Here is a 25006-nt window from a genome sequence, read left to right on the forward strand (position 1 = left end):
ATCGATCTACAGTCCTTCCGCCGGCGCGTCGGCTCCGGCCGTTTTGCCGGCTTCGGCGGGCTTTCCGGCTTCGGCGGGAGCGCCGGCCTGTCCGCCGCCCTCCGCCAGCCGGTCGGCCAGCTCGTCGGCGACGTCCAGTACGTGCCGTCCGGCCACCACGGGCAGGCATTTGCCGGTCACGGGCCCGATCCTGGCGGCCCAGCGGGACGGCACGCCGCTCTCTCCCCGGGAGGCTCCGGCCAGCGCGCCGGCGATGGCGCCGATGGTGTCGGCGTCCCTGCCGAGGCCGACACCGTACGTGACGGCCGCCTCGACCTCGCCGTCCCCGGCGAGGAACGCGGCCATGGCCAGCGCCACGGCCTCGGGCGCGACGTCGGTCCAGGGGTAGTGCTTGACGACGACGGCCTCGTGCAGCGCGGCGGGGTCTCCGGCCTTGAGTGCTTCGCGCGCTCTGCTGATGTTGCGCGCGGTCCACGAGTCGGCCGGGACGACCGACAGCGCCGCGTCCACGACCTCCTGCGGTACGGCGCCGCCCATGGCGGCGGCCACGGCTCCGGCGACCGCACGGCCGCCGGTGATGCCCTCACCCGACGCGCTGACCAGGCCGTCCTGCTCCACCAGCCGGGCCGCCTCGGCCGGGTCGCCCGGGCAGAAGATCCCGTACGGGGCCGCGCGCATGGCCAGCCCGTCGGACCAGCCGTGGTTGTGCACCAGCCCGGTCAGCGGCGGTTCCAGCCCGCGGCGAAGCGCTTCGACGGTGCCCAGCTCGGAGAAGCCGGCTCCGCGCATGGGGCCCGTCACGCTGGGGATCACCTCGGCCCGGTAGGCCGCCGCCACGTCGGCCGCGGTGAGCGCGTGGCCGTGGCGGACCAGCAGGGAGGCCGCGTAGATGGCGTACTCGGTGTCGTCGGTGCCGCCGCCCTCGATCTCGGTGAGCCGTCCCCACCTGCGGCGGATCTCCTCCGGGGTCAGGTTCTCGGCAGGGGCGCCGAGGGCGTCGCCGGCCGCCAGGCCGAGCAGGCACCCCCGGGCCCTGTCGCGTGGTGACGTCACCGGTAGTACCGCTCCAGCACCTTGTTGCCGTCCTCGACCAGCCGCTTGGCCGCCTCGTCGATGGTGATCTTATTGGCGAAGTACTCCTGCAGCGCCGGGGTGGCCACCTTGGTCTTCCACTCGTCGAAGCCGTTCACCTTGAGGAACGGCGCCACGACGAGGTTCTTGGCCGAGGCGGTCGCCACGTCCCAGCCGTTCTCCTTCGTGGTGATGGCCGGGTCGGAGGCGGCCTTCTGTGAGGTCGGCAGCAGCCAGTCGCCCTTGGCGAGCTTGGCCTGGTTCTCGGCGTTGAGGAAGTACGCGATGAACTGCATCGCCTCGTCGGGGTGCTTGCTGTCCTGCGCGATCGACAGCGTCTGCGAGACCGCGCCCTGCTCGGCGGTGGTGCCCTTGGGGGCGGGCAGCGTGACCCACTCGAAGCCGTCGGGAGCCTGCTCGGCCACCTGCTGGCGCAGGTAGACGCCGGTCGGCAGCATCGCGAACTTGCCCTGGTAGAAGGCGGGCAGCGGGTCGGCGGTGCCCTGGCCGAGCGCGGCCGGGTCGGCCGACTTGTCCTTGTAGAGCTGGTCGTGGATGCGCTGGAGCACCTCGCGCTCCTCGGGGCCGACCTTGACGGTGGTCTTGCCGTCGGTGGTCTGGAAGAACGTGCCGCCGAAGTTGAGCGCCAGGTTGAGCGTCTTGTTGACCGGCGACTTCATCGGCCAGGCGACGCCGTACGTGCCGCCCTTGGTCATCTTCTTGGCCGCCTCGGAGAACTCGTCCCACGACCACGGGTCGTCCGGGGTGGGGATGCGGACCTTGGCGGCGTCGAGCAGCTTCTTGTTGGCGATGATGACCTGCGACTCCTGCAGGAACGGCACGCCGTAGACGCCCTGGCCGCCCTGCCCGTCGTCGAAGGTGACGGTGTCCCAGGCCGTCTGCGGGATGTCGTTCTTCAGCTCGGCGGGCAGCTTGTCCTTCAGGTCCAGCAGGTAGCCGTCGGAGGCGAAGCCGGCCAGCGCGGGCGAGTCGTTGTGGATGACGTCGGGGGCGGTGCCGCCGGAGAACTGGGTGACGAGCTGGTCGTTGACGTTGTCCCAGCTGCCCTGGACGTAGGTCACCTGGATGTCCGGGTGAGCCTTGTTCCACTCCTCCACGATCTGCTTGTTGGCGGCCACCGACTCCTTCTGCCACGCCAGGCTGAGGAAATCGATCTTGACCGGCTCGCCGGGGGCGGACGACTCGCCGCCTCCCCCGCCGCACGCGGCGGCCAGCGTGAGGACCGCCGCCACCGCCAGAGCGGACTTGATACGCATGTGAGCCTCCTAGCCCTTGACGGCGCCGGCCATCAGGCCGGACTTCAGGCGCCGCTGGATGATTGCGAAGAAGATCAGGCTCGGGATCGTCGCCATGAGCGACGCCGCGGCCAGCGGGCCGAGCCTGGCCACCCCCTCCGGGCCGGTGAACCTCACCAGCGTCAGCGGGAGCGTCATGACGTCGGGGTCCTGGAGGATCACGAGCGCGAACATGAATTCGTTCCAGGACGAGATGAACGAGAACAGCAACGTCGCCACCACGCCGGGCGCGAGCAGCGGGGCCACCACGGTGGCGATGGCCCGCACCCGGGACGCGCCGTCCACCGCCGCGGCCTCCTCCAGCTCGGGCGGCACGGCGCGCACGTACCCCTGGAGCATCCACAGCGCGAACGGCAGCGTGAACGTGACGTGCACGAGCACCAGGCCGGGCAGCGTGTTCACCAGCTCCAGATCCCGCAGGATCATGAAGAGCGGAATGATGATCAGGATGAACGGGAACACCTGGCTGACCAGCACCCACCCGATCGCGATTTTGTTGACCAGGCCGCGGTAGCGGGCCATCGCGTAGGAGGCGGGCAGCGAGATCAGCACCGTGATCACGCTGGCGAACAGCGCCACCAGCAGGCTGCGCAGCGCCGCGCCCACCAGGTCCTGCTCGCCGAACGCGGCGCTGAAGTTGGCCAGCGTGGGCTCGCGCGGGATCCACGTGGGCTCCGTCAGCGCCATCTCCTGCGGCGTCTTCAGCGACGTGGACAGCAGCCACAGCAGCGGGAACGCCAGAAAGACGACGTACGCGAGCAGAGCGGCGTACTGGGCGACGCGCTTCACCTGGCCTCCCTCATCTGGCGCCACAGGTACAGGCCGAGCACCGCGAGCACGACGATGGCCATGGCCAGGCCGAGCATCGAGGCGTAACCGGCCATGCGGTACCTGAACGCCTCCTCGTAGGCGAACAACATCGGCAGCCGGGTGCGCCCGCCCGGCCCGCCCTGCGTGAGCACGTAGACCAGGCCGAACTGGTTGATGTTCCACACGAAGTCGAGCGAGGTGATCGCCACGATCACCGGACGGAGCTGTGGGAGCGTGATGTTCCAGAAGCGCCGCCAGGTGCCCGCGCCGTCCATCGCGCCCGCCTCGTACAGCTCCTTGGGCACGTTCTGCAGGCCCGCGAGCAGCACGACCGTCGTCTGCGGCATGCCCGCCCAGACCCCGACCACGATGATCGCCGGCAGTGCCAGCGAGAAGTCGGCCAGCCAGTTGATGTGGGTGCCGAGCAGGTCGTTCAGGATGCCCGCGTCGGGGTGGTAGACGAGCTTCCACATCAGGCCGACCACGACCGGCGGCATCGCCCACGGCACCACCGACAGCACCCTGGCCACGGCCCGGCCCCTGAGCTTCTCGTTGAGCAGCAGCGCCAGGCCGAGCGCGGCAAGGAACTGCAACACCGTCACCGAGACCGACCAGATCGCGCCGATCTGGAACGACGCCCAGAACTCGTCGTCGGTCAGCAGCCTGGTGAAGTTCTCCAGGCCCACGAATGCGGTCTGGTGGTTACGGGTGTTGCGGGCGTCGGTGAACGCCAGGCCGATGCCGTACAGCAGCGGGCCCACGCTGAACAGCACCACCGGCACCATCGCCGGCAGCATCAGCAGCCACATCTCGCGCCGCTGCCGCGAGGCCGCGCGGTGCCGGGCTCCCGGCCTGCGCGGCGGCGCGGGTCGCGCCACGGTCGCCGTCACGCGCCGCCCTCCTTCCTCAGCGAGTGCTCGTAGCCGGGGCCGGCCGTCGAGGCGCGGATCGCCAGCCTGGGCGGAACGGTGACCCGCTTGGGCTCCCCGTCGTCGCCCTTGAGACGTTCGAGCAGCAGCTCGGCGGCCGCCTTGCCGCGCTCGGCCGAGCCGAGCGAGACGCTGGTCAGCGACGGCCACGACGCCGCCGCGAGGTCGGTGTCGTCCATGCCGACCACCGCCACGTCCTCCGGCACCCGCCGGCCCTGCTCGCGCAGCACGTCGAGCGCGCCGAGCGCGATCAGGTCGTTGGCGCACATCAGCGCGTCCACCTCGGGGGCGCGCGCGAGCAGCTCGGCCACCGCGCGCCGGCCCTCGGCGCGGTAGAAGTCGCCGATCTGCACCAGGTTCTCGTCGTAGGGCAGCCCCAGGTCCGCCAGCGCCTCCCGGTACGCGGCGCCGCGCGCGGCGCCCGGCACGGTGTCGAGCGGGCCGTTCACCATGGCGATGCGGCGGCGGCCGAGCGCGTACAGGTGGTCAATCGCCAGGCGGACGCCCGTGCGGGAGTCGGCGCGCACGTTGTCCACCCGCGTGCCGTCGGGCACCGAGCCGATGATCACGACGGGGGCCCTGGCCGCGGCCAGCATCTCCAGGTGGGCGTCGGTGACGCGCAGGGGGCTCATGATGAGGCCGTCCACGTACCGCTCGCCGAGGCTGTGCAGCACGTCGATCTCGTCGGCCACGACGGCGTCGGTCGAGTGCAGCACGAGCCGGTAGCCGGCCGCCTTCAGCACCGGCTGGATCTCCCGCAGCATCGCCAGGTACGCCGGGTTGCCGACGTCGGCCATCGCGAACGCGATCTGGTTGGTGCGGCGCGACTTGAGCGACCTGGCCACGGCGTTGCGCACGTAGCCGAGCTCGTCCGCGGCCGCCATGACCTTGCGCACCGTCTCCTGCCTGGTCGGCAGGCCGTTGAGGACCCGCGAGACGGAGGCGATCGAGACACCGGCGCGCTCGGCGATCGTGGTGATCGTGGGTCCGTCGGCCAAGGCTGTCCTTCCCTCGTGGTGTAAACGTTTACAGATGATCTGCTGTAAACGTTTACGGCGTGGGGGACATGAAACCTGCATGTAACTTGCAGGTCAAGTCACGATCGCATAACACCAGGTCAGCGGCGCTTTGAGCAAACCGATCACCACGGGACCGGGAACCGGGTCGGCCCCAATGGACCGCCCCGGCCCTTCGCGTGGGCTCCCCCGGCGCACGCCGACGGGCGCTTTTCCGTGAAGGTTCACCCGAGGCGGCCCCGCGCACGGACCGGCCTTCTGGGATCGGCCTTGCGCGCGCCTCCCGGAGGCGCATCCGCGCCCGCGTCCAGCACCTGCGGGCGTTGTTGACGACCGCCGTCGCGCAGCGCTGGGCGCTGCAGGCGCATCCGCGCCCGAGTGCAGCATGTGCGGGCGTTGCCTGCAGCGGGCCGGCACGCGCAGGTCGGCTCCCCCTCCGGACCCCGAGGGGACGGACCCGCTTGGAGCCGACCCAGTGCCCGGCGCCTGAGCACGGCACCGCACGCCAACCTCCCTGCCCAGGTCACCGCCGGGAGCGAGTGCGTGCGCGCGGACCCTGGAACGCGCCTCAGGCACGGGCAGCGGCCCGGTCGGCTCAGTCGCGAATGGCGGCCCGGTCTGGGGCCAGGTCCGGGGCCGAGTTCGGGGTCGGCTCCTTTCCCGGAGTCGAGGGCTCGGACGGGGCGGCGCTGGACAAGGCGAGGAGGGCGCGGATGGCCGGGGAGCCGGCCGCCGTGACCACGGCCGCAAGCACGGCCGGGATGATGAGCGCCACCGGCAGGGACGCCGCCTCCGCAACGAAGCCGAGCACGGCGGGCCCGAGCAGCAGGCCGCTGTAGCCGAAGGCGGTCACCATGGCCAGCGCCCGCCCGACCCGGCCGCCTGCCGCGCCCACAGCGCTGAACAGCACCGGCACCACCGTCGCCAGCCCCACACCGGCCAGCGCCCAGCCGGTCCACGCGCACACCACCCGCAGCGGGTCGCCCAAGATCGGAGACACGAGCACCAGGGCGTACCCGGCGGTCGCGAGGACGCCCGCGAGCCGGATGGTCAGCACGGAGCCGAGCCGTCCCCTGATCGGGTCGCCGAGCAGCCGGAAGGTCGTCATGGCGATCGAGAAGATCGTGTACGCGAGCGGCGCCAGCGCCGGGTCCGCCTCCAGCACCATCCTGGCGTGCAGCGCGGCCCAGTCGATGGCCGCACCCTCGCTCAGGTGCCCGGCGAACGCGGCCAGGCCGAGCAGCGCGATCAGCCCCCACTTGAGCCCGCCATCACCCCCGCTCCGGCCCGGCTTCCCAGCCCCTTGGCCAGGCTTGACGCCGGTCCCGGCAGGTTTCCCGGCGCCATCGCCCGCCCCTGGGGCACTCCCCGCCGGCTTCTCAGCCTCCTGACCCAGCCCCGCGGTGGTCCCGGCCGATCCGCCGACGCCCTCGCCCAGCCCCGCGGTGGTCCCGGCCAACTGACCAGCGCCCTCGCCCAACCCTGCGGCGCTCCCCGCCGATTCGCCGGGGACCTCGCCCGGAGCGCTCAGCCCGCCCGAGCCAGCAGAACCCTCGCCCGGCCCTGCGGCGGCTCCGGTCACTCCCCCGCCCGCGTCAACGGCCGCCTCTCCAGCGGGACCGGGGCGGGTGTAGGCGTCGGGGAGGAGGAGGCGGGCGGCCGGGAGGTACAGGAACGGCACCACGATCGCCGCCACCACCAGCAGCCCCTGAGCGTCCAGCCCGCCCTGGAGGACGAGCGAGGTGAGCCCGCCGCCGGCCGCGCCGCCGAGGCTCCAGGTGCCGTGGAAGGCGGAGATGATCGGCCGCCCGTAGCACCGCTCGACCTCGACGGAGTGGGCGTTCATGGCGATCTCCAGGACTCCCAGCCCCATCCCGAACACCACCGCGAGCACCATCAGCACCCAGGGCGACGGCGCCAGCGCGGGCCCGAGCAGGGCCACCCCGGACAGCGGCCCGGCGATCCAGCACAGCCGCCTGCTTCCCCACCGGTCCACCAGCCGCCCGGCGAGCAGCATCGACGCCAGAGCGCCACCGGAGATCAGCAGCAGGACCCGGCCGAGCAGGGCGGGCCCCAGGTCGAGCCGGTCGTTGAGCGAGGGCAGCCCGGCGGCCCACACGCCCATGACAAGACCGGCGAGAAAGAAGAATCCGAAAACTCCGACACGAGCCCGTCTGGCGACTATGGCGCTTTTGTTCACGGCTAGAGCATAAACTGTGGATCGTGAACGGTGCTACGACGAGTGGCGAGCTTCGCGCGCACAACCGGGTCAGGCTGCTGCGCGCCGTGCACGACTGCGGAGCCACCCGCACCCGCTCCCAGCTCACCCGTGACCTGCGCCTGGCCAGGGGCACGGCCTCGGTCCTGGTGGCCGGCCTGGCCGAGGACGCGCTGCTGCACGAGGAGCCCGCACCCGAGCACGGGCGCGGGCGGCCGACGCAGGTGCCTGGGCCGCATCCGTACGGGCCGGTCGCGCTGGCCGTGGACGTGCGCGAGGACGCCTGGGAGCTGGCGGAGTGCGAGCTGGGCGGCCGGATCACGGTGCTGGAGGTACGCCCGCACGACGGCACGCCGGAGGGCGTGCTCCACCCGCTGGGCGAGGCCCTGGCCGCGCACCGCGAACGGCTCGGCAACCGATTCATCGGCGCCGGTGTCGCCCTGGCGGGTCCGGTACGCCACGGCGGCCTGGTGGACATCGCCCACCTGGGCTGGAACGCGGTGGACGTCCCCGCCCTCCTGGCCGCCGGCGCTCGCCGGGAGGGCGCGGCCGGGGCGCCCGGAGAGCCGTCCGGGGCCGAGGTGGATGACGTCCCGCGAGGGGGCGAGGCCGGGGCTGGACGGGGTGCGTCCGGGATGCCGGGGATGCCGGTCGTCGGGAACGACACCGCGTTCGCGGCACTCGCCGAGGCGCGGCGGGGGCGGCTGCGTGACGTGCGCGTGGGCCTGCACCTGCACGTGGACTTCGACCTGGGCGGCGTCCTGGTGGTGGACGGGCGGCCGGTCGCCGGGGCGGGCGGCGCGGGCGCGGAGTTCGGCCACATGACGCTCACCGGCAGCGAGCGGCTGTGCGCGTGCGGGGCGCTCGGCTGCTGGGGCGCGGACGTGGGCGCGAACGCACTGCTGCGGCACGCGGGCCTGGCCCACGGAGGCGGGCGGGGCCGGGAGGAGGCCGAGCACGTGCTGGCCACCGACGCGGCGGCGGTCGAGGAGACCGCGCGGACGCTGGGGCGCGGCATCGCGAGCCTGGTGAACGCGCACGATCCCGAGGTGGTCACGCTGTCGGGGCACGGCCCTGAGCTGTACGAACGGGCCGGAGCGGCGCTCCTGGAGGCGTGCGAGCCGTACCTGATGGCGATCCGCCGCGAGCGGCCGCCGCGGATCGAGGCGTCGGCGCTCGGGTGGCGTGGAGCGCTTCTGGGTGCTATGGAGTCCGTGTTCGACGCGTTCCTGACCGTCGAAGGGCTGGAGATGTGGCGCGAAAACCACCCTGACCAGGCCCGCGACACGCCCGAACGGCAAAGTGTGACGCATTCCACCCCGGGCGGGGGCCGGCCGTCATAACACGCTCGCGGAAGGCCCCGTACGCGATCTTGGCAGGCCAGGCGTCCGCGACCGGAGCGGAGGGGTCAGGAGGAGCGGGACGATCATGATCTGGGGGCGGGCGCCCGTCGCTCCCGTACGCGCACCGCACAGGACCGAGGCGACCCCCGAGCAGGGGTTCCGCACTCGACGGCGATCTTCGCCGGGGCCTCCTGCGCGACGGCGCACCGCGCGTCCGCCCAGCTCATGACGGGTCCCGGACGCCTCGGACCGATGCCCGCACCCGGCTCCTTCCACTCCTGCGAGAGCCGCCGCGACCGTCACCCTCCGCAGGGGTGACGGCGGGCCCGAGCGGCGCCGGATTCGCCCGAGCGAAGGGGGCATTCCGCCCTTTTAGGGCTACGGTGTGACAGAACGCGTGGTCGGCGGCATAGGGGTCAGCGGGGGCACCGTCGCGCCGGGCGCGAGGTGTGCGGAGGCCGCCGCATCGGGGTGACAGGCACGTTGACAGGGCGCTTTCCGCAACACGAACCGCTGGTATCCGCCATGATTAGCCACTGCACCACGGGTTACAGGACCCGAACGTAAAACTCCCCGAGGAGAGAACTGAGATGGCACTTCCCACTCTCACCCCCGAGCAGCGTCAAGCCGCTCTGGCCAAGGCCGCCGAGGCCCGTGCCGCCCGCACGGCCCTGCTGGCCAAGGTCAAGGCGGGCGAGCTGACGTTCGCCCAGCTGCTGGAGCGCGACGACGACATCGCGAAGAAGATCAAGGTGTCGCAGGCGCTGCGCGCCGTCAAGGGCGTGGGGCCGGCCAAGGCCAACGCGCTGATGGAGGAGGCGGGCGTCGACGAGAAGCGCCGCCTCGGCGGCCTGGGCGCCCAGCAGCGCAAGAAGCTGGTCGAAGCGCTCGGCTGATGCCGGGCGGCCAGGTCCGCGCGCGTGAGGCCGCGCGGACCGGCCGGCGACCCTGGCAGCCCAGGAGAACCCGGCGAGCGGAGCCGCCCCGCTCGGCCGGCGGGCCGCCCCTCAGGGAGCCCTCCCCCGGCTCCCGCCCAAGGGGCCACCCCCACCCCGCCGCCCAGGGCCACTCCTGCAAACGCCTCATCGCCCTCCGACGCCCCCGCCCAGCTGTCTGTCTCGGCGGCCCACCGCCTCCAAGGGCCCATCTCCGCACCCGGCAGCCCCCGGCCTCCAAGGGCGCGTCCCCACCTCCGCCACCCCACCGAGCACCAAGGGCACGTCTCCGCCTCCGCCGGCCCACCGGCCGCCCAAGGGCGCGTTTCCGCCCGAGCAGCCCACGCCAAGGGCTCGCCCCGCTTCCGGCGCCCCGCCCCTCCGTCGCCGTCCTCCGGCTCGCCTGAGAGCCTCTTTCACGGCCTCTCGGCCGCCAAGGGCGCGCGAACCCTTCCGATGAGCGGTCCTGGCCGCGTCACGGCGGCAGAGCGAGTCTCACGGCCGGTCCGGCGAAGGCCGGCCGGCACACCCCGAGTCCGGCGGCCGGCGCATCCGCATCGGCGCCGGCCGCGACCAGCGCATCGGGCTAAGGCGCGGCCGGCGCTCGTCGTCAGTGGTGATCGGCGCATCGGCCAGGACGGAGCCGGTACGGCAGGTGAGGGCGCGGCCGGCGCACCGCGGTCAAGGGCGCCCGTGTCAGGCCGGGGCGACCGCGCGAAACCGGCCGAGGCAGGCGGCAGGTCAGGAGCGCAGGTACATCAGCACGGCGAGGACGCGGCGGTGCTGGTCGGTGTCCTCGGCGTACAGGCCGAGCTTGCTGAAGATGCTCCTGATGTGCTTCTCCACGGCGCCGTCGCTGATGACGAGCTGCCGCCCGATGGCCGGGTTGGAGCGGCCCTCGGCCATGAGTCCGAGTACCTCGCGCTCGCGCGGCGTGAGCTGCGCCAGCGGGTCGTCCTTGCGCCTTCGTACCATCAATTGGGACACCACCTGGGGATCGAAGACCGTGCCGCCCGCGGCCACCCGCCGCAGGCCCTCCAGGAACTCGTCGACGTCGACGACGCGGTCCTTCAGCAGGTAGCCCACCGCGCCCCTGGCGTCGGCCAGCAGGTCGTCGGCGTAGGAGACCTCGACGTACTGCGACAGGATGAGCACCGGCGCGCCGGGCACCCGCCGCCTGGCCTCGACGGCGGCCCGCAGGCCCTCGTCGGTGAACGACGGCGGCATGCGCACGTCGACCACCGACACGTCGGGCTTGTGCTCGGTGACGGCTTCGACGAGGGCGTCTCCGTCCCCGACCGCCGCCACCACCTCGCAGCCGAACTCCTCGAGCAACCTGACCAGGCCCTCCCTGATCAACACCGCGTCATCGGCCACGACTACCCGCACGGCACCTCCGCCACGATCACCGTGGGCCCGCCTTCAGGCGACTGGACGGTCAGCTCGCCGTCCACGGCGCGCAGCCGGTCGGCCAGCCCCGCGAGCCCGTGTCCCTTGGCGACGTGTGCGCCGCCGACCCCATCATCCCCGATCGTGAGCATGAGGGCGTCGCCGAGACGGACGAGCTGGACGGTGCAGACGGTGGCGCGGCTGTGTTTGGCCACGTTGGTGAGCGCTTCGGCGCAGACGAAGTAGATGGCGTTCTCGATGGCGGCGGAGTAGCGCTCGACGGTCTGTACGTCGAGATCGACGGGAACCGTGCAGCGGCCGGCGAGCGCGGCCAGGGCGGGCGCGAGGCCGCGGTCGGACAGAATGGGCGGGGCGATGCCGCGCGAGAGCGCACGCAGCTCGTCGAGGGTCTCGCGGGTGGCGTCGATGGCCGACTTGAGCGTGGCCTGGGCCGCCTCGGGGTCCTTGGCGAGCTGCCGCTGCGCCCTCGACAGCTCCATGGCGAGTGAGACCAGCCGCTGCTGCGGCCCGTCGTGGATGTCGCGCTCCAGCTTGCGCAGCGCGTTGGCCTCGGCGGAGACGGCGGCGGCGCGGCCTTCGGCGAGGTCGTCGATGCGCTCCTGCAGCTCGGCCACGCCGGTCAGCAGCGCCCGCCCGAGCCCGGCGCGCAGCAGCGCGGCGCCCCGGATGACGAACGGCTTCAGCAGCAGGAAGAACAGGCCGACGACGACGTAGAAGGCGGCGTTGACGAGGTAGCCGTCGCCGAGTCCGAGCAGCTCGGGCAGCTCGATGTTGCCGGGGATGCGCATGGTGATGATGCCGTACAGCGGCCAGGCGAGGCAGGCAAGGGGGACGATCCAGAACACCACCGTCACCACGAACGAGATGACCGCGAACGGCAGGTTGATGATGCCGTGCAGCAGGTCGAGCCAGGACTGGCCGCTCGTCAGGGGGTTGACCATGCGGCGGAAGCGGCCGGCCCCGGGCGGCGCGGGCTTGTAGCGCGGCCGTACGGGCGGCCGCTGCAGCACGTCGGCGAGCCATCCCCGCTCGGCGTCGGCGAACCCGCGCGCGATCAGCAGCGTCCCGGCCAGTAGCGGCAGCCCGATCCAGATGACCGCCGTGCCGACGCCTGCGGCCAGGCCGGTCACCATGAGCACGAAGCCTATGAGCGTGGTCGGGAAGCCGACCAGCGTGTATCGGGTGTCAAGGAGGACACGCCTCGTCAGGGAGCGCATGGCCACCACGGTAGGCGGCGGAACCCGGCGGATCGAGTGGGTGCACCGGTGTCCGGTGGTAGGGCTTGCCCTACCCCTGGTGGTGGTGGCGTGCCGACCGAAGGAGTGCGGCTCGCGTCAATGTGCGCGGGGCCGCGCGGCGGGAGCCTGGAGTGCGTCCGCTCTCCCCCGTGCGAATCGAGGCTCCCGTCATGACCGTGCTGCTGGACCGGCCCCCTGTCCAGGCGGCGCCGCCCGCGACCCGGCCGGCGCCCGCGCGGCCCGCGCGTTCGCGCCGCGACCCGTTCATCGACCTGCTGCGCGTGGCCGGCATGGCGCTGATCGTCTTCCAGCACTGGACGATCCCGGTGCTCGACTACGAGGACGGCCGGCTGACGACCGGCAACGCGCTGGCCACGCCCGGCGTGTGGGTGGTCACCTGGCTGAGCCAGGTGATGCCGCTGGTGTTCTTCGCGGGCGGCGCGGCGAACGCGATCAGCTTCGCCCGCTCGGAGCAGGCCGGGGCGCAGGCGCCCGCGTGGCTGGCGGTACGGCTGCGGCGGCTGGCCTGGCCGCTGCTGCCGCTGGCGGCGGTGTGGATCCCGCTGCCGCAACTGCTGCTCACGCTGGGCGTGCCCGCCCAGCCGCTGGAGGTGGGCGCGCGGCTGACCGGGCAGCTGCTGTGGTTCCTCGCGGTGTACCTGATCGCGGTGGTCGCCACCCCGTACGCGCTGCGGCTGCACGCCCGGCACGGCTGGCGGGTGCCGGCGGCGCTGGCGCTGGGCGCGGTGGTGACGGACGTGGCGCGCTTCTCGACCGGGTTCGATCCGGTGGGCTACCTGAACGTGGTGTTCGTCTGGCTGGCGGTGCACCAGCTCGGCTTCTTCTACGCCGAGGGCAGGCTGCGCGGCGCCGGGCTGCTGGCGGCGGGCGGGTTCGGCGCGGCGGCGCTGCTGGTGGCGTACGGGCCGTACCCGGGCAGCATGATCGGCCTGCCGGGCGCCGAGGTGTCGAACATGGCGCCGCCCACGCTGGCCATGCTGGCGGTGGGCCTGGGCCAGATCGGGCTGGCCGTGCTGCTGCGTCCGGCGCTGGTGCGGCTGCCGCTCGGCCGCCTGCTGGACTGGGCGGGGCCGCGCGTCATGACGGTGTACCTGTGGCACATGCCGGCCCTGTTCGCGGTGACCGGGGTGGTCGTGGTGCTGCTGGGCGTGGACACGCCGCGGCCGGGCAGCGTGCTGTGGTTCGCCGGGTGGCCGGTCTGGTTCGGGCTGCTGTGCCTGGTGATGTGGCCGCTGGTGAAGTGGTTCGCCAGGTTCGAGGCGCCGCCCGCGCTGCCGTACGGCAAGACCGGGACGCGCGGCATGCTGGCCGCGTCGGCGCTGGTCGGTGCCGGGGTGCTGACGCTGACCGTGGGCGGTTTCGCGCCCGGCGCGGGGCCGTTCCTGGCGGTCCTGGCGCTGCTCGGCGGCCTGCTGATGACCGTGCCCCGGCTGGAGTCCTGAGGCGGCGGCGCGGGCCCGGTGATGAGCCGGAAATACGGATGTCATGCGCCGATCACGAGAATCGGGGCATGACGCTGATTCGCCCGCTCGGCGAGACGGACCTGCCGGCCGTCGCCGACATCTACGCCCACTACGTGACGACCAGCGCGGTGACCTTCGACGAGACGCCGCCGGGGCTCGGCGACTGGCGGGCCAAGGCCGCCGCCATCTCGGAGGCGGGCCTGCCGTTCCTGGTGGCGGTGGTGGACGGGAAGGTGGCCGGGTACGCCTACCTCTCCCAGTACCGCCCCAAGCCCGCCTACCGCCACACGCTGGAGGACAGCATCTACCTCGCGCCCGAGCACACCGGCAGGGGCCTGGGCGGGCGGCTGCTCGGCGAGCTGATCGGGCGGGCGCGCGAGACGCAGGCCAGGCAGCTCGTCGCGGTGATCGCGGACACCGGCGACCCGTCGTCGGCGCGGCTGCACGAGAGGCTCGGCTTCCGCGCGGCGGGCCGGCTGAAGGCGGTGGGTTTCAAGCTCGGCCGCTGGATCGACACCGCGCTTTTCCAGCTCGACCTGCGCGCTTCCTGACTCGGGTGGCCTCCGGCGGTTCGAGCACCGGGTGAACTTCGGCAGGATAGGGGTGTGAGCCTTCTCGTTGACCGCCTGCCCGAAGACATCGACGCCGATCCCGACGAGATCTTCGACGCGTTCGTCGCGTGGAACGCCGAGCGGGGGCTCACCCTCTATCCCGCTCAGGAAGAGGCCCTCATCGAGGTCGTCTCCGGCAACAACCTGATCCTGGCCACGCCGACCGGGTCGGGCAAGTCGCTGGTGGCGGCCGGCGCCCACTTCACGGCGCTGACCCGCGACCAGCGCACGTTCTACACGGCCCCCATCAAGGCGCTGGTGTCGGAGAAGTTCTTCGACCTGTGCGCGATCTTCGGCACCGAGAACGTCGGCATGATGACCGGCGACGCGAGCGTCAACCCGGGCGCGCCGATCATCTGCTGCACGGCCGAGATCCTCGCGAACGTGGCGCTGCGCGACGGCGCCGAGGCCGACATCGGCCAGGTCGTGATGGACGAGTTCCACTTCTACGCCGAGCCCGACCGCGGCTGGGCCTGGCAGGTGCCGCTGCTGGAGCTGCCGAAGGTGCAGTTCATCCTGATGTCGGCCACGCTCGGCGACGTCACGATGTTCAAGGAGGACCTGACCCGCCGCACCGGGCGGGAGACCGCGGTGGTCAAGCACGCCGAGCGGCCGGTGCCGCTGGTCTACTCGTACCGGATGACGCCGCTGCACGAGACGATCGAGGAGATGCTCGAGGGCGGCCAGGCGCCGATCTACGTCGTGCACTTCACGCAGGCCGCGGCGATGGAGCGCGCCCAGGCGCTGATGTCGATCAACATGGCGACCCGCGAGGAGAAGGAAGCGATCGCCGAGATGATCGGCGGGTTCCGCTTCACCACGCGGTTCGGCCGGGCGCTGTCGCGGCTGGTGCGCCACGGCATCGGCGTCCACCACGCCGGCATGCTGCCGAAGTACCGCAGGCTGGTGGAGCGGCTGGCCCAGGCGGGGCTGCTCAAGGTCATCTGCGGCACCGACACCCTCGGCGTCGGCGTCAACGTGCCGATCCGCACGGTGCTGTTCACGGCCCTGTCGAAGTTCGACGGCAACAAGGTGCGCAGGCTGCGCGCCCGCGAGTTCCACCAGATCGCCGGCCGGGCCGGGCGCGCGGGCTTCGACACCATCGGCTACGTCGCCTGCCAGGCTCCCGAGCACGAGATCGAGAACGCCAGGGCGCTCGCCAAGATCGGCGACGACCCCAAGCGGCGGCGCGGCTATGCCCGCAAGAAGCCGCCGGAGGGGTTCGTGGGCTGGAGCGAGGAGACGTTCGTCAAGCTCCAGGAGGCCGAGCCGGAGCCGCTCACCTCGCGGTTCAAGGTGAGCAACGCGATGCTGCTCGCGGTGATCAACCGTCCTGGCGACTGCTTCCAGGCGATGAAGCACCTGCTGACCGACAACCACGAAGACCGCAAATGGCAGCGGCGGCACATCAGCCAGGCCATCGCGATCTACCGGTCGCTGCTCGCCGGCGGCATCGTCGAGCAGTTCCCCGAGCCCGACGAGCAGGGGCGGCGGGCCAGGCTGACGATCGAGCTGCAGGAGGACTTCGCGCTCAACCAGGCGCTGTCGACGTTCGCGCTGGCGGCGTTCGACCTGCTCGACCGCGAGTCGCCGTCGTACGCGCTGGACATGGTCTCGATCGTCGAGTCCATCCTCGACGACCCGCGCCAGATCCTGTCGGCCCAGCTGAAGAAGGCCAGGGCCGAGGCCGTGGCGCAGATGAAGGCCGACGGCATCGAGTACGAAGAGCGCATGGAGCGGCTGGCCGAGGTCATGTACCCGATGCCGCTCGAAGACCTGCTGCTCGGCGCGTACGAGACCTACCGGCGCGGGCACCCGTGGGTGGCCGACTACACGGTCAGCCCGAAATCGGTGGTGCGCGACATGTACGAGCGGGCGATGACGTTCAGCGAGTACATCCAGTTCTACGAGCTGGCCCGCTCCGAGGGCACGGTGCTGCGCTACCTGGCCGACGCCTACCGCACGCTGTCGCGTACGGTGCCCGAGCACCTGAAGACCGACGACCTGGTCGACCTCATCGAGTGGCTGGGCGAGATGGTGCGGCAGGTCGACTCGTCGCTGATCGACGAGTGGGAGAAGCTGACCAACCCGGCGGCGGCGCTGGAGGAGGAGCAGCAGCTGGAGACCAAGGTGCGGCCGGTCACCGGCAACCCGCGGGCCTTCAGGGTGCTGGTGCGCAACGCGATGTTCCGGCTGGTCGAGCTGTGCGCCCTGGAGAAGGAGGAGGAGCTGGAGGAGCTGGCTCCCGACGTCGACTGGGGTGCGGCGCTCGACGCGTACTACGACGAGCACGAGGAGATCCTCACCGACGCCGACGCGCGCGGCCCCGCGCTGCTGCGCATCGAGGAGGAGGACGGCGTCTGGAAGGTGCGCCAGACGATCAGGGACCCCGAGGGTCACGGCGACTGGGGCATCGACGCCGAGGTGGATCTGGCCGCCTCCGACGAGGAGGGCCGGGCGGTCCTGCACGTGCAGGGTCTCAACCGGCTGTAACGCCGCCGGGGTCACCCGATGGGAGGCGGAGAAAGAACAAGCCGTGTGCCGGAACGGACTGGCAACGGGCGTCCCGGCACCGGCCTGTCACCTTCAGTGTCGGCCGGAAAACGTCGGAGATTCGTCATGGTCGTGTCGCAAGATCGTGACATTCCCCGTATCCAGCGGCCCGTGGCCGTGCGGACACGCCTGGCGCCTGGGCGATAACGCGTGGCGGTGCGGGCGGGCCGTTCACCACAATGAGGGAGGTGAACGACGAAGAGATCCGCCGCGTCCTGGGGCTGCTCTACCAGAACGACACCCTGACCGCCTTCGCCTCCCTGGTGCTCGGCCTGCCCGAGTGCCGGTCGCCCGAGGCGCTGCGCAAGCTGGCCGCCGGCGGGCTGGCCGCGTGCGACGAGAGCGGCAAGTGGCGCGCCACCCCCGAACGCTTCCGCGAGCTGCTGCGCTCGCACGCCGAGCCGGCCGAGCGGCTCAGCGAGGAGGAGCGGGTGCTGCGCACGTTCCTGGTGGACGGGCGGCTGACGACGCTGGCGATGCGGCGCGACAAGCGGCTCGTCGTGCTGCGCTACGTCTCGCGCGTCTTCGAGCCGGGCGTGCGCTACCCCGAGAAGGACGTCGACGTCGCCCTGCGGGCCTTCCACGACGACTACGCGGCGCTGCGCCGCTATCTGGTGGACGAGGGGCTGCTGTCCCGCGAGGGCAACGTCTACTGGCGCAGCGGCGGCCCCGTGGACGTCTGACGGGTTCTCACGTTGCCGTCAGCTCAGCGCGCGCAGCCTGCTCGTCCAGGCGTCCAGCTTGGCCTGCCACCGTTCGGGCGACTCGGGCCTGCCGGGCACGCCCGGCCGGGTCTGCCAGGGCAGCGGACCCTCGGCCCGCCGGTACTCCACGCCGATCGCGTCGAGCCTGCGCAGGTGCTCCTCAAGACGGCGCAGGAAGCCGGGCAGATCGCGATACTCGGAGCTCCACACGGTCTCGGCGAAGGCGGCGAGCCGGGGGAAGGCCATGTAGTCGATCCGGCGGCCCGAGTCGATCAGCTCGGTCCAGACGCCGCACTGGGCGCCCAGCACGTGCCGGGCGGCCGGTTCGCCGCGCAGCTCGGCCGGGATCGGCTCGAAGGCGTAGACGTCCTCGAGCGTCAGCACCGTCCCGAACGGCACCGGCTCGTCCTCCCCCGGCCCCTGCCGGTAGTCGAAGTAGACGGAGGTGTTGGGGCAGTTGACGACGTCGTGGCCGCGCCGGGCCGCCGCCACCGCGCCCAGCTCGCCGCGCCAGGACGCGATGATCGCGCCGGGCGGCGGGCCGCCCTCCAGCACCTCGTCCCAGCCGACCATGCGCCGGCCGCGCTCGGCGAGGAAGTCGCCGAACTGCCGCATGAACCAGCCCTGTAGCTCCTCCTCGTCGCGCAGCCCCAGCTCGGCGATGCGGCGCTGGGCGGCCGGGCTCTCCTTCCACTGGTCCTTGGGGCATTCGTCGCCGCCGAGCACGACGTACGGGCTGGGGAAGATCTCCAGGACCTCCTCCAGCACGTTCTGGAAGAACGCGATCGTGGAGTCCTCGACGTTCAGCACGTTCCTGCCGACGCCCCAGGTGGTGCGCACCTCCAGCGGCGTGTCGAGGTTGCCGAGCTCCGGGTAGGCGGCGATGGCGGCCTGGGTGTGGCCGGGCAGGTCGATCTCGGGGACGACGGTGATCTGCCGCCGGGCGGCGTAGGCCACGACCTCCCTGAGGTCGTCCTGGGTGTAGTAGCCGCCGTGGGGGCGGCCGTCCATGGCGCCGTTCCAGCCGGTCTGGCTCTCCTTGCGCCACGCGCCGACCTCGGTGAGCCGGGGGTAGCGGCGGATCTCGACCCGCCAGCCCTGGTCGTCGGTGAGGTGCAGGTGCAGCACGTTGAGCTTGTGCAGCGCCATCAGGTCGATGAAGCGCAGCACCTCGTGCTTGGTGAGGAAGTGGCGGGCGACGTCAAGCACGCAGCCGCGCCAGGCGAAGCGCGGCGCGTCCTCGACGTACGTGCCCGGCACGGCGAGCGGCCCGCCGGGCGCCTTGCGGTACACGGCGGCGGGCAGCAGCTGCCGGAACGTCTGCGCGCCGTAGAAGGCGCCGGCGGGACCGCCCGCGACGATCTCGACGCGCTCCCCGACGCTCAGCCGGTACGCCTCCGGCGGCAGCTCGCCGAGCACCAGCCTGATCGCCCCCGACTCCGTGCCCGGACCCGGTAGCAGCTCGCCCCCGGTGACGGGGGCCAGCTCCCCGCGCAGCCAGGCCGCCACCTCGCTCAGCGCGGGATCGGCCGCGAGCGAGGTCCCGGCGTCGAGGACGAACGTCCCCGGCCTGGACTCCTGCATGACGGGCTTCGGAACGATCATGAACGTGCGGCTCCTTACGTGCAGGTGATGGTGGCGTCGGCGAAGTCGACGTGGTCGTAGTAGGCGTTGTCGCCGCCGTTGGTCGCGACCAGCCGGACGAATCGGGCGCCCTCGATGTTCGCGGTGACCTTGCGGGCCGGCATCGATCCGGTGATCAGGCCGGAGTAGGCGACACGGCCGCCGTCCGCCCAGACCTCGAACCCGGCCGAGCCGTTCGCGCCCACCTCGTCGTCGATGCCGGCGAAGAACTGGACGGTCGTGCACCGGCCGCCGGTGTAGTACTCGATGTCGGCGGGCGCGTGCGCGCCGAGGCCCTTGGCGTAGCGGACGCCCTCGATGGTGATGGGCCTGCCGTCGCCTCCGGCCTGGTCGCCGTTGCTGGTGTCCTTCTCGACGGGGCCGAAGTGGTTCTTGACGGCCGTCCATTCGAGGTCGCTCACGTACGTCGTGCCGGGCCCCGGCCCCTTGGCGACCATGATGACGGCGGTGGCGGTGCGCTCGCCCTGCCGGAACTCGATCTCGTAGCTGCCCGGCGGGGCGGTCGCCGTGACGTTCCACCTGACCGTGAACGTCTTGCCCGGCTTCAGCAGGCCGGTCCTGGCCGGGGTGCCGGCCTCGATCGTCCAGCCCTGGGGCGCCTTCGCGGTCACCTCGATGTCGCGCAGCGCGGCGGTGGCGCCGGTGTTGGTGACGCGGGTGACGATCTCGCCGGGCACCCCGGGCTCCAGCACGGACGGCCGGTCGTCGCCGGGGAACTTCTGCGGGTCAGCCTCGAAGGTGACCAGCGGCGGCGCCTGCTCGTCCGCGTCGGTCGCGGCGACCCGGTAGAGCCGGGCGGCGTGCGCGGGCACCTGGGCGGCCAGCTCGCCGGTGGTGGAGGAGACCTCGCCGGTCCACAGCTCCTCCACGCGGTAGCGGCCGCTGCCGAGCCTGGCCGAGATGACGGCCGCCCGGTCGCTCTCGTTGAACAGCGCGATCGCCCGGTCGCCGTTCGCGAGGGGCTTGGCGAGCACGTGGTACCAGCCGTCGGTTTTGACGAACGTGCCGTGGACGCCGAGCGGGTCCTGGTTCACGGCGATGACCTTGGGGTTGGCGACGATCGACGCGGGCGCCTGCTGCGGGGGCGTCTGGAGGATCAGCGGGGCGGCGGCCATGGCCCACAGCGTCATCTGGGTGCGGTGCTCGGTCTCGGTCATGCCGGTGCGGCCGGCCTGGACGAGGTCGGGGTCCGCCCAGCTTCCCGGGCCCGCGTACTCGGCTCTGAGCTGGTTGAACTCCCAGATGGCGACCATGTCGGGGTAGGTGCCGTTGATGGGCTTGTTGTAGACGTTGGTGCGCCAGGTGGTGGCGCCCGCGTCCTTGCCCCACAGCCACGGGACGGTGCTGCCGTCCTCGTTGTTCATGGCGAACACGATGTCCTGGCCGAGCGCCTGCCGCATGGGCCGGTAGAGCGCCTCGGCGATCTGCTGGACGTTCTTGCCGGGGAAGTCGGCGGTGGGGATGTTGCACCAGTCGTACTTGACGTAGTCCACGCCCCAGGCCTTGATCTGGGCGGCGTCGGCGGCCTCGTTGCGGTACGAGCCGGGCCCGCCGCCCGAGCACGCCGTGGTGCCGGCGGAGAGGCTGAGCCCGAGCTTCAGCCCCTTGGAGTGGAGGTAGGAGGCGAGGCCGGCGATGCCGCCGGGGAAGCGGGTGGCGTCGGGGGCCAGCTTGCCGCCGCTGCGCTGGGCGGCCAGCCAGCAGTCGTCGATGATGACGTAGCGGTAGCCGAGCGGGGCGAGGCTCGCCATGGCGTCGGCGGCCTTGCGTACGGACTGCTCGGAGACCGAGCAGCCGAGCGAGCGGGTGCTCCACCCCATGGGCGGCGCTGTCAGCGGTGCGGTGGCGGTCGCCGCGGCCTCCGGCGGGGATAACAGGGCGGCCGTCAGAGGCAGGGCGAGAAGGGCCGCCCCGACCCTTGTGAAAGCGGTCTTGAGCATGCGCATGGTGCTCCTGGTCAGGCGGGGTTGAGGGTGGGATCGCCCGGCTCGATGACGAAGGAGCCGGAGGTGTAGGCCGGGGCGTACGGCTCGGTGACGCGCGCCAGCGAGCGGAAGTCGACCTTCATCTCGCTCTCGGTGATCCGGGTCCGTACGTAACCGCGCCGGCCGTTGAAGAACTTGACGTGCGGGTTCTCCTGCAGCAGGACGGTTGTGTCGGGGTATTCGTCCAGGCCGTCGCCCGCGCTCGTCACCGAGGTGGTGACCAGCTCGACGGCCACCGACTTGGACTCGGGGTCCTGGTAGTCGCGCTTGACCTCGCCGGCCCAGTGGGAGTGCACGTCTCCGGTGAGCACGACCGCGTTGCGCTTGTAGGTGTCGATGGCGGCGGTCAGCCGGTTGCGGGAGGCGACGTAGCCGTCCCAGCCCTCGTTGGAGTAGCCCTTGCCCTCGCCGTTCGTCCAGTCCATCTCCATGAAGAAGACCTGCTGGCCGAGCAGGTCCCAGGTGGCGGCCGAGTCCTTCAGCTCCTTGTCCAGCCAGGACTCCTGCTCGCTGCCGAGGATGGTCCTGTTGGGCTCGAAGCGCTCCATGCAGTCGGGGCCGACCGTGCCGCTCTTGCCGGTGCAGGCGTACAGGTCGCGGTACTGGCGGGTGTCGAGCAGGTGCAGGTTGGCGACCGCGCCCCAGCGGATGCTGCGGTACAGGTGCAGGTACGCCCCGTCGGGCTTCTGGGCGCGGCGCAGCGGCATGTTCTCGTAGTACGCCTGGAACGCGGCCGCCCGGCGCTCGAGGAACGGCGGGTCGGGCTGCTCGGGCACGTCGCCGGCCCAGGCGTTCTCGATGTCGTGGTCGTCCCACACCACGACCCAGGGGGCGATGGCGTGCGCCATCTGCGTCTCCGGGTCGGCCTTGTGCTGGGCGTGGCGCAGCCGGTAGCCGGCCAGGTCGAGGCATTCGCCGCCGGCCTGGTCGCGTACGGGGTACTTGTAGTCGCCGTACTCGTAGATGTAGTCGCCGAGGAAGGCGATGAGGTCGGGCTCGTCCTCGGCCATGCGCCGGTAGGGGGTGAACCAGCCGGCCTGGTAGTCGGCGCAGGAGGTGAACGACAGGTTCAGCGCCCTCGTCCTGGTGCCGGGCGCGGGGGCGGTGAGCGTACGGCCGACGGGGCTCAGCTCGTTCGCCGCCTTGAACCGGTAGAAGTACTCCGCGCCGGGCCTGAGCCCTTCCAGCTCCACGTGCACGCTGTGGGCGGACTCGGGCAGGGCCGTCTCGGCGCCGCTTCTCACGATCTTGCGGAAGTTCTCGTCCTCGGCGAGCTGCCATTCGACGGTCACCGGCCGGTCGGGCATGCCGCCGCGGCCGTCGAGCGCGATCGGGTTCATCGCCAGGCGGGTCCACAGGACCACGCCGTCGGGGGTGGGCTCGCCGGAGGCGACGCCGAGCTGGAAGGGGTCGGAGATGGGGGCGCGGCGGGCGGCACGCGCGGGGGTGACCCCCAGCGCGGCGGACATGCCCAGGCTGACGCCCCCGGCGAAAAGAGCACGCCGGGTGATCATGGGGGTCCTCACTTGACGGTGGCGTTGCCTTCGGCGACAGCCTGGTCGGCCGCCTGTTGCGGAGAGAGTTTTCCGAGATACATCTCGTTGAAGATCTGGTTGAGCTTCGTCTCGAACCCGGTGAAGCCGGTCGTGATCGGCAGGGGGAAGGTCGTGCCCTTCGCCTCCTCGGCGAACGGCGTGACGTCGATGCCCTTGGCCTTCCAGAAGTCCACGTAGCCCTGCTCCAGGCCGGTGAGCGCGGGGAAGACGTAGCCCTCGTCGGCCATCATCTTCTGGGGCTCCTGGGTGCCGAGCCAGGTGGCCAGCCGCATCGCCTCTTCGGGGTGCTTGCTCTTGGCGTAGACGGCCTCGGCCAGGCCGTTGAGGTTGACCGCGCGGCCCTGCGGCCCTTCGGGCATGGGCGCGACGCCCACCTCGAACGTCGACTCCGGAGCCACGAACGGCAGCAGCGCGTTGTTGGCGGGGAACATCGCGATCTTGCCCGCCTTGAACATGTCGGTGACCTTGCCGGTGGGCGGGTTGGTCTGGGTGGCGGGTGGCGACACGTGGTGCTTGTTGACCAGGTCCACGCCGAACTGCAGGGCCTGCACGGAGGCGGCGTCGTTGAAGACGTACGTGCCGAACGGCTTGTCGACGAGCTTGCCGCCGTTGGAGGCGATCCAGTTCATCCACTGCGTCTGGTAGTGGTTCCAGGACGCGAAGCCGTACGTCTCGACCTTGTCCGGGTCGAACCCGGCGTCGCCGGGGTGCTTGCCCGCCTCGTCCACGGTCAGCTTGCGCGCCGTCTCCAGCAGGGTGCCGGAGCCGTCGGCGGCCCAGGTGAGCTTGTCCGGCATCTCCACGCCGGCCTTCTTGAACAGGTCCTTGTTGTAGAGCAGGCCGACGATGCCCCAGTCCTTCGGGACGCCGTACATCTTGCCCTCGTACTCGAAGGAGGCGGCGACCGTCGGGTGGTACTTGGCGGTGTCCACCTTGACGGGGGCCAGCACGCCCTTGGTGACGTACTCGGGGAACTGGGTGGGGGTCATCCAGAACACGTCGGGCGCGGTGCCGGCGACCGCGTCGGCGGTGAGCTTCGTCCAGTACTGGTCGTACGGCAGCAGCTCGATCCGCACGTCGATGTCCGGGTTGGCCTTCTCGAAGGCCGCCATCACCTTCTCGTAGCCCACCTTCTGCTGGTCGTCCCAGAGCCGGTAGGTCAAGGTGACCTTCTCGCCGCCGCCGTCGCCGCCGCCGTCTCCCCCGCCCGTTCCGCATGCGGACAGGGCGAGCACGGAGGCGAGTGTGGTGGCGAGCCCTTTGACGAGCACATTGGCGAGCAACGCGCAGCGAATCGGGGGGTTCTTCAGCATTCGCTGACCTCTTCTTGCGGTCTGCGCCTGCCGGAGCAGGCTCACTTGAGGCCGGTGAGGACCACCGACCTGACGATGTACTTCTGGAAGAAGATGAAGATCACGACCATGGGGGCCAGCGCGATGAGGCTGCCGGCCATCATGAGGTGGTAGTCGACGCCGATGCCGTCCTTGAGCGTGGCGATCGCGACGGTGATCACCTTGGTCTCGTCGCCGCTCGTGATGATCAGCGGCCACAGGAAGCTGTTCCAGGACGAGATGATCGTGATGATGGCGAGGGTGCCGAGCGCCGGCCGGCACAGCGGCAGCAGGACGCGCAGCAGGATCGTCAGCGGCCCGGCGCCGTCGATCCTGGCCGCCTCCTCCAGGCCGGCGGGCAGCGTCTTGAAGAACTGCCGCATCAGGAAGATGCCGTACGGGGTGCCGAGCACGTACGGGATGAGCAGGCCGTACCAGGTGTTGACGAGGTCGAGCTCCCGCATGATGAGGAACAGCGGGATCATGGTCACCGCGCTCGGCACCATCATCGTGGCCACGAACAGCCAGAACAGCACGTCCCTGCCGCGGAAGCGGAGCCTGGCGAACGCGTACGCGGCGAACGTGGTGAACACGAGCTGCCCGGCGGTCAGCACCGCCGTCATGATCGCGGTGTTGAGTATGAAGCGCGGGAAGTCGCCGGACAGCATGGTGGCCAGGTTGTCCGTGGTCGGCGGCAGGCCGGGCAGCCACGGCGCGGTGGAGCTGAGCTGCGCCTGCGTCTTGAACGCGGTGAGCAGCACCAGCAGGTACGGGAAGACGGAGATGAACGCGCCCGCGACCAGCACGGCATAGAGCAGGGCGCGCCGGATCCTGGCGGTGATGGGAGTCATG

The 25006-nt window shown here is 71.7% G+C and carries 19 protein-coding genes; 6 read left to right on the top strand and 13 right to left on the bottom strand.

Features of this window, described 5'->3' with window-relative positions:
• Window positions 1-6 precede the first annotated feature (6 nt).
• The 6 genes from AB0K67_RS28115 to AB0K67_RS28140 form a co-directional block, all read right to left on the bottom strand.
• Window positions 7-1053 (bottom strand): ADP-ribosylglycohydrolase family protein, encoded by a 1047-nt coding sequence (locus tag AB0K67_RS28115; RefSeq protein ID WP_364066250.1) that lies wholly within the window; start codon window positions 1051-1053, stop codon window positions 7-9.
• A complete protein-coding gene (locus AB0K67_RS28120; RefSeq protein ID WP_364066252.1) occupies window positions 1050-2348 on the bottom strand; it encodes a sugar ABC transporter substrate-binding protein in 1299 nt (432 codons plus the stop codon). Before AB0K67_RS28120 ends, AB0K67_RS28115 begins: the two co-directional genes overlap by 4 nt.
• 9 nt (window positions 2349-2357) lie before the next feature.
• The gene (locus tag AB0K67_RS28125) at window positions 2358-3176 is read right to left on the bottom strand and encodes a carbohydrate ABC transporter permease (RefSeq protein WP_364066255.1); all 819 of its coding nucleotides are present in this window, start codon (window positions 3174-3176) and stop codon (window positions 2358-2360) included.
• The gene (locus tag AB0K67_RS28130; protein WP_364066258.1) at window positions 3173-4087 is read right to left on the bottom strand and encodes a sugar ABC transporter permease; all 915 of its coding nucleotides are present in this window, start codon (window positions 4085-4087) and stop codon (window positions 3173-3175) included. Before AB0K67_RS28130 ends, AB0K67_RS28125 begins: the two co-directional genes overlap by 4 nt.
• Window positions 4084-5124, bottom strand: a complete 1041-nt coding sequence (locus AB0K67_RS28135; RefSeq protein WP_364066261.1) for a LacI family DNA-binding transcriptional regulator — start codon at window positions 5122-5124, stop codon at window positions 4084-4086. The genes AB0K67_RS28130 and AB0K67_RS28135 overlap by 4 nt, the downstream gene beginning before the upstream one ends.
• A gap of 613 nt (window positions 5125-5737) precedes the next feature.
• On the bottom strand, window positions 5738-7342 hold the full coding sequence (locus AB0K67_RS28140) for an MFS transporter (protein WP_364066263.1): 1605 nt from the start codon (window positions 7340-7342) through the stop codon (window positions 5738-5740).
• A gap of 23 nt (window positions 7343-7365) precedes the next feature.
• Here AB0K67_RS28140 and AB0K67_RS28145 point away from each other — a divergent pair, with 23 nt between their 5' ends.
• A complete protein-coding gene (locus AB0K67_RS28145; protein ID WP_364066265.1) occupies window positions 7366-8703 on the top strand; it encodes an ROK family protein in 1338 nt (445 codons plus the stop codon).
• Window positions 8704-9293: 590 nt separating this feature from the next.
• Window positions 9294-9599 carry an integration host factor, actinobacterial type gene (gene mihF, locus AB0K67_RS28150; RefSeq protein WP_364066267.1) on the top strand — a complete coding sequence of 102 codons (306 nt, stop codon included), beginning with the start codon at window positions 9294-9296 and terminating at the stop codon, window positions 9597-9599.
• Window positions 9600-10379: 780 nt separating this feature from the next.
• Here mihF and AB0K67_RS28155 read toward each other — a convergent pair.
• The gene (locus AB0K67_RS28155; RefSeq protein ID WP_364066269.1) at window positions 10380-11027 is read right to left on the bottom strand and encodes a response regulator transcription factor; all 648 of its coding nucleotides are present in this window, start codon (window positions 11025-11027) and stop codon (window positions 10380-10382) included.
• Window positions 11018-12265, bottom strand: coding sequence for a sensor domain-containing protein (locus AB0K67_RS28160; protein WP_364066272.1), 1248 nt, complete (start codon window positions 12263-12265; stop codon window positions 11018-11020). The genes AB0K67_RS28155 and AB0K67_RS28160 overlap by 10 nt, the downstream gene beginning before the upstream one ends.
• A gap of 191 nt (window positions 12266-12456) precedes the next feature.
• Between AB0K67_RS28160 and AB0K67_RS28165 the strand changes: the two genes are divergently transcribed.
• The 4 genes from AB0K67_RS28165 to AB0K67_RS28180 all read left to right on the top strand — a co-directional run bounded on the left by AB0K67_RS28165 (window position 12457) and on the right by AB0K67_RS28180 (window position 17617).
• Entirely contained in the window at window positions 12457-13749 is a 1293-nt protein-coding gene (locus tag AB0K67_RS28165) for an acyltransferase (protein ID WP_364066274.1), read from the top strand.
• 68 nt (window positions 13750-13817) lie between these two features.
• Entirely contained in the window at window positions 13818-14321 is a 504-nt protein-coding gene (locus tag AB0K67_RS28170; protein ID WP_364066276.1) for an N-acetyltransferase family protein, read from the top strand.
• A 54-nt stretch (window positions 14322-14375) separates the two neighbouring features.
• A complete protein-coding gene (locus tag AB0K67_RS28175; RefSeq protein WP_364066278.1) occupies window positions 14376-16874 on the top strand; it encodes a DUF3516 domain-containing protein in 2499 nt (832 codons plus the stop codon).
• 239 nt (window positions 16875-17113) lie between these two features.
• Window positions 17114-17617, top strand: coding sequence for a DUF2087 domain-containing protein (locus AB0K67_RS28180; protein WP_364066281.1), 504 nt, complete (start codon window positions 17114-17116; stop codon window positions 17615-17617).
• A gap of 18 nt (window positions 17618-17635) precedes the next feature.
• Here AB0K67_RS28180 and AB0K67_RS28185 read toward each other — a convergent pair whose 3' ends face one another.
• The 5 genes from AB0K67_RS28185 to AB0K67_RS28205 form a co-directional block, all read right to left on the bottom strand.
• Complete coding sequence (locus tag AB0K67_RS28185; protein WP_364066283.1) at window positions 17636-19243, bottom strand: beta-N-acetylhexosaminidase; 1608 nt, start codon at window positions 19241-19243, stop codon at window positions 17636-17638.
• Between the two features lie 14 nt (window positions 19244-19257).
• The gene (locus AB0K67_RS28190; protein WP_364066285.1) at window positions 19258-21102 is read right to left on the bottom strand and encodes an NPCBM/NEW2 domain-containing protein; all 1845 of its coding nucleotides are present in this window, start codon (window positions 21100-21102) and stop codon (window positions 19258-19260) included.
• Between the two features lie 137 nt (window positions 21103-21239).
• Window positions 21240-22781, bottom strand: coding sequence for an alkaline phosphatase D family protein (locus tag AB0K67_RS28195; protein ID WP_364066288.1), 1542 nt, complete (start codon window positions 22779-22781; stop codon window positions 21240-21242).
• A gap of 8 nt (window positions 22782-22789) precedes the next feature.
• Complete coding sequence (locus AB0K67_RS28200) at window positions 22790-24136, bottom strand: sugar ABC transporter substrate-binding protein (protein ID WP_364066290.1); 1347 nt, start codon at window positions 24134-24136, stop codon at window positions 22790-22792.
• Between the two features lie 41 nt (window positions 24137-24177).
• Window positions 24178-25005 carry a carbohydrate ABC transporter permease gene (locus AB0K67_RS28205; protein WP_364066292.1) on the bottom strand — a complete coding sequence of 276 codons (828 nt, stop codon included), beginning with the start codon at window positions 25003-25005 and terminating at the stop codon, window positions 24178-24180.
• Between the last annotated feature and the right edge of the window lies 1 nt (window position 25006).

The sequence above is a fragment of the Nonomuraea sp. NPDC052634 genome (assembly GCF_040678535.1).
Lineage (GTDB): Bacteria > Actinomycetota > Actinomycetes > Streptosporangiales > Streptosporangiaceae > Nonomuraea > Nonomuraea fastidiosa.